This window comes from Teichococcus aerophilus (assembly GCF_014490485.1).
Classification (GTDB): Bacteria; Pseudomonadota; Alphaproteobacteria; order Acetobacterales; family Acetobacteraceae; genus Pseudoroseomonas; species Pseudoroseomonas aerophila.
Window position 1 is genome coordinate 1 of record NZ_JACTVA010000089.1, and the last position, 9,524, is coordinate 9,524.

The 9,524-nt window shown below is 68.0% G+C and carries 8 protein-coding genes; 1 reads left to right on the forward strand and 7 read right to left on the reverse strand.

Translation table 11 applies throughout. The features are described from left to right. Nucleotides 1-287 precede the first annotated feature (287 nt). The gene (gene clpB, locus IBL26_RS24405; RefSeq protein ID WP_187787112.1) at nucleotides 288-2,870 is read right to left on the reverse strand and encodes an ATP-dependent chaperone ClpB; all 2,583 of its coding nucleotides are present in this window, start codon (nucleotides 2,868-2,870) and stop codon (nucleotides 288-290) included. Nucleotides 2,871-3,016: 146 nt separating this feature from the next. Here clpB and IBL26_RS24410 point away from each other — a divergent pair, with 146 nt between their 5' ends. Beyond that, nucleotides 3,017-3,772 carry an MOSC domain-containing protein gene (locus tag IBL26_RS24410; protein ID WP_187787113.1) on the forward strand — a complete coding sequence of 252 codons (756 nt, stop codon included), beginning with the start codon at nucleotides 3,017-3,019 and terminating at the stop codon, nucleotides 3,770-3,772. A 216-nt stretch (nucleotides 3,773-3,988) separates the two neighbouring features. Here the strand turns inward: IBL26_RS24410 and IBL26_RS24415 are convergent, their stop codons facing one another. The 6 genes from IBL26_RS24415 to IBL26_RS24440 form a co-directional block, all read right to left on the reverse strand. Further along, the gene (locus tag IBL26_RS24415; RefSeq protein ID WP_187787114.1) at nucleotides 3,989-4,495 is read right to left on the reverse strand and encodes a DUF4167 domain-containing protein; all 507 of its coding nucleotides are present in this window, start codon (nucleotides 4,493-4,495) and stop codon (nucleotides 3,989-3,991) included. Between the two features lie 226 nt (nucleotides 4,496-4,721). Beyond that, entirely contained in the window at nucleotides 4,722-5,579 is an 858-nt protein-coding gene (gene prmC, locus IBL26_RS24420; RefSeq protein WP_187787115.1) for a peptide chain release factor N(5)-glutamine methyltransferase, read from the reverse strand. Then, the gene (gene prfA, locus IBL26_RS24425) at nucleotides 5,572-6,642 is read right to left on the reverse strand and encodes a peptide chain release factor 1 (RefSeq protein WP_187787116.1); all 1,071 of its coding nucleotides are present in this window, start codon (nucleotides 6,640-6,642) and stop codon (nucleotides 5,572-5,574) included. Before prfA ends, prmC begins: the two co-directional genes overlap by 8 nt. Next, nucleotides 6,639-7,958, reverse strand: coding sequence for a histidine--tRNA ligase (gene hisS / locus IBL26_RS24430; protein WP_367615506.1), 1,320 nt, complete (start codon nucleotides 7,956-7,958; stop codon nucleotides 6,639-6,641). Before hisS ends, prfA begins: the two co-directional genes overlap by 4 nt. Before the next feature lie 6 nt (nucleotides 7,959-7,964). Beyond that, the gene (ispG, locus tag IBL26_RS24435; RefSeq protein WP_187787117.1) at nucleotides 7,965-9,089 is read right to left on the reverse strand and encodes a flavodoxin-dependent (E)-4-hydroxy-3-methylbut-2-enyl-diphosphate synthase; all 1,125 of its coding nucleotides are present in this window, start codon (nucleotides 9,087-9,089) and stop codon (nucleotides 7,965-7,967) included. Nucleotides 9,090-9,181: 92 nt separating this feature from the next. Continuing rightward, the coding region (locus IBL26_RS24440; protein WP_187787118.1) for a DUF4115 domain-containing protein at nucleotides 9,182-9,524 on the reverse strand (343 nt) is incomplete at its 5' end.

Consider the following 9,524-nt stretch of genomic DNA (forward strand, 5'->3'; position numbering starts at 1 on the left):
TACCGGACCACCACCTCAGTGTCAACCAGTATTTTAGCTTTATTTAGCAGCGCCTCAGTCTTTACTTCCCGGCCACTTTAACAACTCAATGGCGGGGCGTTGCATTTAGCGATGGCTTCATCGCTGGTCAACCCTCCGTCACCAAATTATCTGGTGGCCGTCCGCGTCAGTCCGAAAAAGTTTCATCTCTTTCAGCGCCAACGGCAGGGGGCGGCTTCTAATCCCGTCGCCGCCCCCTGTCAAAGGGGTATTTCAGAAAGATGACGCCCCCGCGGGGGCGTCAGGCCTCAGGCTGCCTTGGCCAGCTCGGCCAGATGCACCTCAAGCCCATCCACGCCAGCCGTCACCCGCAGGGCGTTGCCGTCCTGCACGGTGCCTTCCAGCAGCATGCCGGCCAGCCGATCCTGCAGGTTCCGCTGGATCACCCGCTTCAACGGCCGTGCGCCATAGACAGGGTCATACCCAGCCTCGGCCAGCCAATCGCGTGCGGAGTCATCCAGCTCCAGCGTGATCTTACGATCTTCCAGCAGCTTCCGCAGACGGCCGAGCTGGATCTCGACGATCGAGCCCATGTCCTTCCGCGCCAGGCGGCGGAACAGCACGACCTCATCCAGCCGGTTCAGGAATTCCGGCCGGAAGCGGCCGCGCACCACGTTCATCACTTGGCCGCGAACCAGGTCGATATCCTCGCCATCCGGCTGCGCGGCCAGGATCTCGGACCCCAGGTTGCTGGTCAGCACGATCAGGGTATTGCGGAAGTCGACCGTCCGCCCCTGCCCGTCCGTCAGCCGCCCGTCGTCCAGCACCTGCAGCAGGATGTTGAAGACGTCTTCGTGCGCCTTCTCCACCTCGTCGAACAGGATCACCTGGTACGGCCGGCGCCGCACCGCCTCGGTCAGCGCGCCACCTTCCTCATAACCGACATAGCCCGGAGGAGCGCCGATCAACCGGCTGACCGCGTGCTTCTCCATGTACTCGGACATGTCGATCCGCAGCAGCGCCTTCTCGTCGTCGAACAGGAAGGACGCCAGGGTCTTGGTCAGCTCGGTCTTGCCGACACCGGTCGGGCCCAGGAACAGGAAGCTGCCGATCGGCCGGTTGGGGTCCTGCAAGCCGGCGCGGGCGCGCCGGACTGCCTTGGACACCGCCTCCAACGCTTCCTCCTGCCCCACCACGCGGTGACGCAGCTGGTCTTCCATCCGCAGCAGCTTGGCGCGCTCGCCCTCGAGCATCTTCTCCACCGGCACTCCGGTCCAGCGGCTGACGACGCCGGCGATGCTCTCGGCGGTCACCGCCTCGTTCACCAGGGTCCCCTCCCCTCCGGCCGCGATCTTCTGCTCCAGCTGGGGAATGACGCCGTAAAGCAGCTCGGACGCCCGGCCGAGGTCACCCTTCCGCTGCGCTACCTCAACATCGGTGCGCGCACGGTCCAGTTCCTCCTTCGCCTTCTGGGCGTCGGCCAGCTTGCCCTTCTCGGACTGCCAAGCCGTGCTCAGGGCGTCGGACTTCTCCTCAAGCTCCGCCAGCTCCTTCTCCAGCTTCTCCAGCCGGTCGCGGCTCGCCGTGTCGGTCTCCTTCTTCAGCGCCTCACGCTCGATCTTGAGCATCAGCACCCGGCGGTCGATCTCGTCCAGCTCCTCCGGCTTGCTGTCCACCTGCATCCGCAGGCGGCTGGCAGCCTCGTCCATCAGGTCGATGGCCTTGTCCGGCAGGAAACGGTCCGTGATATAGCGGTTGGAGAGCGTCGCGGCGGCCACCAGGGCGCTATCCGCGATGCGGACGCCGTGGTGCAGCTCGTATTTCTCCTTGATGCCGCGCAGGATGGAGATCGTGTCCTCCACGCTCGGCTCGCCCACGAACACGGGCTGGAAGCGACGGGCCAGGGCCGCGTCCTTCTCCACGTGCTTGCGGTACTCATCCAGCGTGGTAGCGCCGATGCAGTGCAACTCACCCCGTGCCAAGGCCGGCTTCAGCAGGTTGGAGGCGTCCATCGCCCCATCCGCCTTGCCGGCGCCGATCAGGGTATGCATCTCGTCGATGAACAGCACCACCTCGCCGGCCGCGCCCTCGATCTCGGTCAGCACGCCCTTCAGGCGCTCCTCGAACTCGCCGCGATACTTGGCACCGGCCACCATGGCGCCGAGGTCGAGCGCCAGCACGCGCTTGTCGCGCAGCGCCTCCGGCACGTCGCCATTGACGATGCGCAGCGCCAGGCCCTCGACGATCGCGGTCTTGCCGACGCCGGGCTCGCCGATCAGCACCGGGTTGTTCTTGGTCCGGCGTGCCAGCACCTGGATAGCGCGACGGATCTCCTCGTCGCGGCCGATCACCGGGTCCAACTTGCCGCTGCGGGCGGCGTCGGTCAGGTCGCGCGCATACTTCTTCAGCGCATCGAACTGCTGCTCGGCACTGGCGCTATCAACCTTGCGGCCCTTGCGCACGGCCTCGACCGCCGCCTCCAGCTTCTGCGCGGTGGCACCGGCGGCCACCAGGGCGCGGCCGGACGGCGTATCGCTGGCCGCCAGGGCCACCAGCAGCCGGTCCTGCGCCACGAAGCTGTCGCCGGTCTTGGTCGCCTGCTGCTGGGCGGCATCCAGCACGCGCACAATCTCGGGCACGAATTGCGGCTGGCCGGCGCCGGCGCCCTGTACCTTGGGCTGCTTCGCCACCTCTGCGTCTACGGCGGTCTTGACCGGGGTCGGGTCGGCCCCGGCGGCGCGGATCAGGCCGGCGGCGGCACCCTGCTCGTCATCCAGCAGCGCCTTGAGCAGATGCTCGGGCGTGACCCGCTGGTGATACTCACGAATAGCGATGGTCTGGGCGGCCTGCAGGAACCCGCGGGCGCGCTCGGTGAATTTCTCGATGTCCATATCTGGCCCCTCCTATTGAGCGGACCGGCGCCAGCTGCCCCTGAAAGGCGACACCCGGCACCGTTGTCGTTTCCGATGTGGTAAAAGGGTGGCGGCTGCTTCAAGGCCCCGCGTCGCTAAAATTGTTCCAAGAAAGCAGGATCGCCATGCGTGTCGAGACACTCTACCGCTACCCCGTGAAGGGCCTGACCGCCGAGGCCCTGGAGGTCGCCGAGCTGATCGCCAACGAGTGCATCGCCGATGACCGCCGCTTCGCCCTGGCCCAGGGCGACGCCCCGTTCGACGAAGCCGCCCCCGGCTTCCTGCCCAAGCGCCACTTCGCCTGCCTGATGGTGAATGAGCGGCTGGCGCTGGTTTCCGCAGCCTATGACGGCCATAGCGGCGTGTTGTTGCTGCGCATCCCGGGCAGCGAGCCGCTGACCGCCGATATCCGCACCGAGGAAGGCCGCGCCGCCGTCGCCGCCGCCCTCACCGCCTATATGGGGGAGGAAGCCCGCGGCACCCCGCGCTTCGTCACCGCCCCCGGCCACGCCTTCGCCGATGACCGCAAGAAGGGCGTGACACTGATCAACCTGGCCAGCATCGCGGCGCTGGAAAAGGCAACGGGCCTGACATTCGACCCACTCCGCTTCCGGGCGAATGTCTATTTCACCGGGCTGCCCGCCTGGGCGGAATTCGAGTGGGTGGGCAAGGAAGTCCTGCTCGGCGGCGCCCGGCTGATGATCGAGAAGCGGACGGTCCGCTGCCCGGCCACCCAGGTGAACCCCTCCACCGGCGAGCGTGACGCACCGGTGCCGAAGCTGCTGCGCGAGCATTTCGGCCATGCAGACCTGGGCGTGCATGCCGTGGTGGTGGAAAGCGGCCGGGTCGCCCTGGGGGATTCGCTGGAAGAACTGCCGTAAAGCCTGATGCGTTCACACGCTGGGCTCTCCGTCGCATGAAACGCAAACGGGGCGGGCCAAGGCCCACCCCGTCAAGCGCATCCCCGGCGCCAGAGCATGCTGCGTTCACATTCGTTCACACAGCACGCTCTCTGCCTTCGCTGAGTCGCGTGATTCAGGCTTTCGATGTTTCCACCTCAAGCCACCTCGCGCCAGGGCCAGTGATGCGTCGTGCCCTTACTGGGCGACAGCCTGGGGCTGCTCGTCCGAATTATCGGACTGGTAGGAAGAGGATTGCTGCACGACCTCGGCACCGCCGCGGTTGTCGCCCTCATTGCCGTCGTCGTCCTGGCCCTGGTCATCGGGGCCACGATCGTCCGGGTTCCGGTCGTCATGGTTGCCCTGGGGGCGGCGCGGCTGCTGCGGGGGCTGGTTCTGCTGCGCGGCCTGGGCCATCGCGTTCAGAATACGGAAGTAATGCTCGGCGTGCTGGAAGTAGCTTTCCGCCATAACGCGGTCGCCGGAGCCGGTCGCATCACGACCAAGCTGCAGATACTTCTCAAACAACTGTTGAGCGGTACCCCGCAGCCGCATGTCCGGACCACTCGAGTCGAACACGTGGTTGCGGTTCATCGGCTGGTGGTTGCTGCTGTTGCCGGCCTGGCGGAACTGACCGCCACCCCCGCCGCCGCCGCCCCCGCCCTGACGATGGCCGCCACGGCCGCGCATGCGTTTCATGTTCATCGGTATTGCGTTCGCCGTCTCATGCTCGCGTTGTCCAGCACAGCAGGGGCGGAAATGCCCCCGGCCAGCCGGTATGGTCGCGGATGGTGGTTATGTCGCTGCGGTGCCGGGCGCCATGGGCCAAATTGGCCACCGTGACACTCCCGGCTGCTCCAGGCCCGCTACCGCGTTGCCTGCCGCTGTTTGGTACCCTAACCGCGCGTTACGTCCTCGCCAAACGGTTTTTTCAGCCGCGCTGGAGGATCAAGGCGCGCTCCACCCCCCCAAGATCCGCATGGCTGCCCAGGACCGCCAGCCCCGCCTGCTCAGCCAGGCGGGAGACGGCAGGCCCCTGCCCCTGGCCCAGTTCCAGCACCGCGCGCCCACCGGGCGACAACAGGCGCGGCAGGTCGGCCACGATGACCCGGTAGGCATCCAGCCCGTCCGCGCCGCCATCCAGCGCCCGGGCCGGCTCATGCAGCGCCACTTCCGGCATCAAGCCAGCAATATCAGCGGTTTCGATGTAGGGCGGGTTGGAGAGGATGAGGTCGAACCCACCCGCCAGCGCCGCTGCCCAACTGCCCGCCAGGAAGGTGCAGCGGTCCGCCAACCCGTTGGCCACCGCGTTCCGTGCCGCCAGCGCGGCGGCGTCCGGGGAGAGGTCCACGCCCACCCCGAAGGCACCAGGATGCTCGGACAGCACCGCCAGCAACAGGCAGCCTGTGCCGGTGCCGAGATCCAGCACCCGGCCCGGTGCCGGCCCCTGCAACGCGGCCTCGACGATCGCTTCCGAGTCGGCGCGCGGGATCAGCGTGGCGGGAGAGACTTCCAGCTCCAGCGTCCAGAAACCCTGGTGGCCGAGGATGAAGCCCATCGGCTCATGCGCCAGCCGGCGTTGCAGCATGGCGGCGAAACGATGCGCCGCCTGCTCCGGCACCGGCGCCCGGGGCTCCCGCAACAGGGCCGAGCCATCGACCCCCATGGCGGTGGAGAGCAACAGACGCGCCTCCATCCGGGGGTTCTCGATCGCCGCGGCACGCAGATGCTGCCCGGCGCGGCACAGGAAGGCGCCGACGCTACCCTTCGGGTCCGGGCAGTCAGACACCTTCGGCCGCCAGCCGCGCCGCCTCGTCCTCGGCGGTCAGGGCGTCGATGATGTCATCCAACTCGCCCTGCATGATGCGGTCGATCTTGTGCAGGGTCAGGCCGATGCGATGGTCAGTGACGCGCCCCTGCGGGAAGTTATAGGTGCGGATGCGCTCGGACCGGTCGCCGGTGCCCACCTGCGCCTTGCGGTCGCCCGCGCGCGCCGAATCCACCGCCATGCGCTGCTGGTCGTAGATGCGGCTGCGCAGCACCTTCATCGCCTTGGCGCGGTTCTTGTGCTGGCTGCGCTCCTCCTGCATCGCCACCACGGTCCCTGTGGGGATGTGGGTGATGCGGACAGCGCTGTCCGTCTTGTTCACGTGCTGGCCACCGGCACCGGACGCCCGGTAGGTGTCGATCCGCAGGTCGCTGTCGTTGATCTGCACGTCCACCTCCTCCGCCTCCGGCAGCACGGCCACCGTCACGGTCGAGGTATGGATGCGGCCCTGGGTTTCCGTGGCCGGCACGCGCTGCACCCGGTGCACGCCGCTCTCGTATTTCAGGCGGGCGAAGACGCCCCTGCCCTGCACCTCGGCCGTCGCGCCCTTGATGCCGCCAACCTCGCTCTCGTCGTAATCCATGACGTCGAACCGCCAGCCGCGCGTGGCGGCGTAGCGCTGGTAGGCGCCGAACAACTCGCTGGCGAACAGCCCGGCCTCGTCACCGCCGGCGGCGGGGCGGATTTCCAGGATGGCGTTGCCCTCATCCGCCGAATCCTTCGGCAGCAGCATCAGGCGCAGCTCGCGCTCCAGCACCGGCACGGCGTCGCGCTGGGCATAGTACTCGCCCTCCGCCAGCTCCCGCATCTCGGGGTCGGCCATCATCGCCTCGGCCTCGTCGCGCGCCCGCTCGGCGGCGCGCAGCGCGTTCACCTTGTCGACCAGCGGGTCGAGCTCGGACAACTCGCGCGCCAAGGCGCCGACCTGCGCGCCGTCCGCCGTCTCCAGCAGCGCGCGCAGTTCGTCCGCCCGGTAGAGCAGCCGGTTGAGTTTCTCAGCCAGTCCTGGACCAGAAGCGCTCATGAAGTGGCGTCGTCATCCTCGAAGCCGGCCTCGATGCCCTCCATCATCTGCTCCAGCATCGCGTCCTCGACGCCGGCGGCGGCCAGGGCGGGCAGCAGGCCCGGCGTCCCCACCCGCTCCTGCGAGCCGTCCTGCAGGTTGCGGACGACGAACACGCCCTCCGCCACCTCGCTCTCGCCGATGATGATGGCGGCGCGCGCGCCGGTCTTGTTGGCGCGCTCCATCCGCTTCTTCAGGTTGCCCTTATAAGCGATCTCGGCCGAGATGCCGCCCTGGCGCAGCATCTGCGTCAGCTGCAGCGCCTCGCCTTCCTGGGCCTCGGCCACCGGGATCACGGCCACGGGGCGGGTGGCTTCCGGCGCCTCGGTCAGCAACTCGCCCAGCCGCTCGACGCCCGCGGCCCAGCCGACGGAGGGGGTGGCGGGGCCGCCCATCTCCTGCACCAGGCCTTCGTAGCGGCCGCCGCCCATCACGGTGCCCTGGGCACCGAGCCGGTCGGTGACGAACTCGAAAGCCGTGTGGCTGTAATAGTCCAGTCCACGCACGATGCGCGGGTTGCGGCGGTAGGGCACGCCGAACTGGTCCAGGTAGTTCAGCACCTTGTCGAAGAAGCCCTTGGCCTCCGGCGTCAGGTAGTCGTCGATAGTCGGCGCGGCGGCGACCAGGCGCTTGTCGCCCTCATCCTTGCTGTCCAGGATGCGCATCGGGTTCTTTTCCAGCCGCAACTGGCTCTCGTTGGAGAGGCTGGTCGCGTAGGTCTGGAAATAGGCGATCAATGCGGCGCGGTAGGCATCGCGGGAGGGCGCGTCGCCCAGCGTGTTGATCTCCAGCACCACGCCGTCATCGATGCCCAGCTGCTGGATGATCTGCCAACCCATGGCGATCACCTCGGCATCGGCCAGCGGCTCGGCCGCGCCCAGGATCTCGGCACCGATCTGGTGAAACTGGCGGAAGCGGCCCTTCTGCGGCCGCTCGTAGCGGAACATCGGCCCAGCATAGAACACCTTGCGCGGCAGGCCGCCCTGGGTGAGCCCGTTGCTGACCAGCGCGCGGCAGACGCCTGCCGTCCCCTCGGGCCGCAGGGTCAGGCTGTCCCCACCCCGATCCTCGAAGGTGTACATCTCCTTGGAGACGACGTCCGACGTCTCGCCCAGGCTGCGGGCGAAGACGCTGGTCGCCTCGAAGATCGGCGTCGCCCACTCCTCCATCGCGTAGAGGTTGGAGACGTGGCGCGCGGTCTCGACCACCTGGTGGTGGCGGCGGAAGGTCTCGCCGATGAGGTCTCGGGTCCCGCGTACCGGCTGCATTCCGCTCACTCGCTTTTACTCCGCCGCCTGTTTGGCCAGTTCCGTGGCCGCCGCGATCTCGGCGGCCTTCTTCTCGACCAGGTCCACGATGTGGTCGACCATCGCCTCACCATCCACCGTGTGGTCGGTCTTGCCGGCGTGATAGACCATGTGCCGCCCGGCGCCACCACCCGTGACGCCGATATCCGTCATCAGCGCCTCGCCCGGCCCATTCACCACGCAGCCGATGATGGAGAGGGTCAGCGGCGTCTCGATATGCGCCAGCCGCTCCTCCAGCGTCTCCACCGTCTTGATGACGTTGAAACCCTGCCGCGCGCAGGAGGGGCAGGAGATGATCTTCACGCCACGATGGCGGATGCCGAGGGATTTCAGCATGTCCCAACCGACATGCACCTCCTCCTCCGGCTCCGCGCTCAGGGAGACGCGCAGCGTATCGCCGATGCCGGCCCAGAGCAGGCTGCCCAGGCCGATCGAGGATTTCACCGTGCCGGTGCGCTTCCCGCCCGCCTCGGTGATGCCGATATGCAGGGGGTGGTCGCAGGCGTCGGCCAGCTGCTGGTAGGCGGCCACGGCCAGGAAGACGTCGCTGGCCTTCACGCTGATCTTGAACTCGTGGAAATCGAGTTCCTGCAGGTGGGCGGCATGCCAGAGGGCGGATTCGACCAGCGCCTCCGGGTTCGGCTCGCCATACTTCTCCAGAAGGTGGCGCTCCAGCGATCCGGCATTGACGCCGATGCGGATGGAACAGCCATAGTCCCGCGCAGCCTTCACGACCTCCTTCACGCGGTCCTTGCTGCCGATATTGCCCGGGTTGATCCGCAGGCAGGCGGCACCAGCCACGGCGGCCTCGATGGCACGCTTATAGTGGAAGTGGATATCCGCCACGATCGGCACGTTCACCTCGTGCGCGATCTCCTTCAACGCCGCCGTCGATTCCGGCGTGGGGCAGGAGACGCGGACGATATCCACCCCCGCTACCTCCGCCCGGCGGATCTGGGCGATGGTCGCCGCGGCATCCTCGGTCGGCGTATTGGTCATGGTCTGGACGGTGATGGGCGCATCACCGCCGACCAGCACCTTCCCGACACGGATCTGCCGGGATTTCCGGCGGAGGATCTGCTGATACGGACGATAGGACATGGCGGCCGGGACCTCCCGCTACGATCTGCCGCCGATATGGCAGCGCGCGGCCCATTGGCCAAGGCACCTTTCCGGCAGGCAGCCGCCCGCGATCAGCGGGTCGGCAATTGCCCGGCGGCGGCTTCGCGCATTCTGGCGGGGTCCAGCAGGATATTCCGGCGCACGCCGACCAGCCCGTTGGTCGCGGCGGAAGCGGTGCCATCCACCTCGATCGTCAGGCCTTCCACCTTGCCGGTGGTCATCACCAGCGTGCCGCCCTCCGGCACCTCGAAGGTGTCGCCGGCGGGCAGGACGCGGCTCAACACGCTTCGGCCGGTCTGCGCATCGCGGATCTGCACCCAGGAATCCTCCTTGGCGCGCAGTACGATGCGGTTGGTGGTGGCGGGCGCCGGCGGTGCGGCCTGGGCCAGCGGCGGCGGCGCGGGCGCGGCGGGC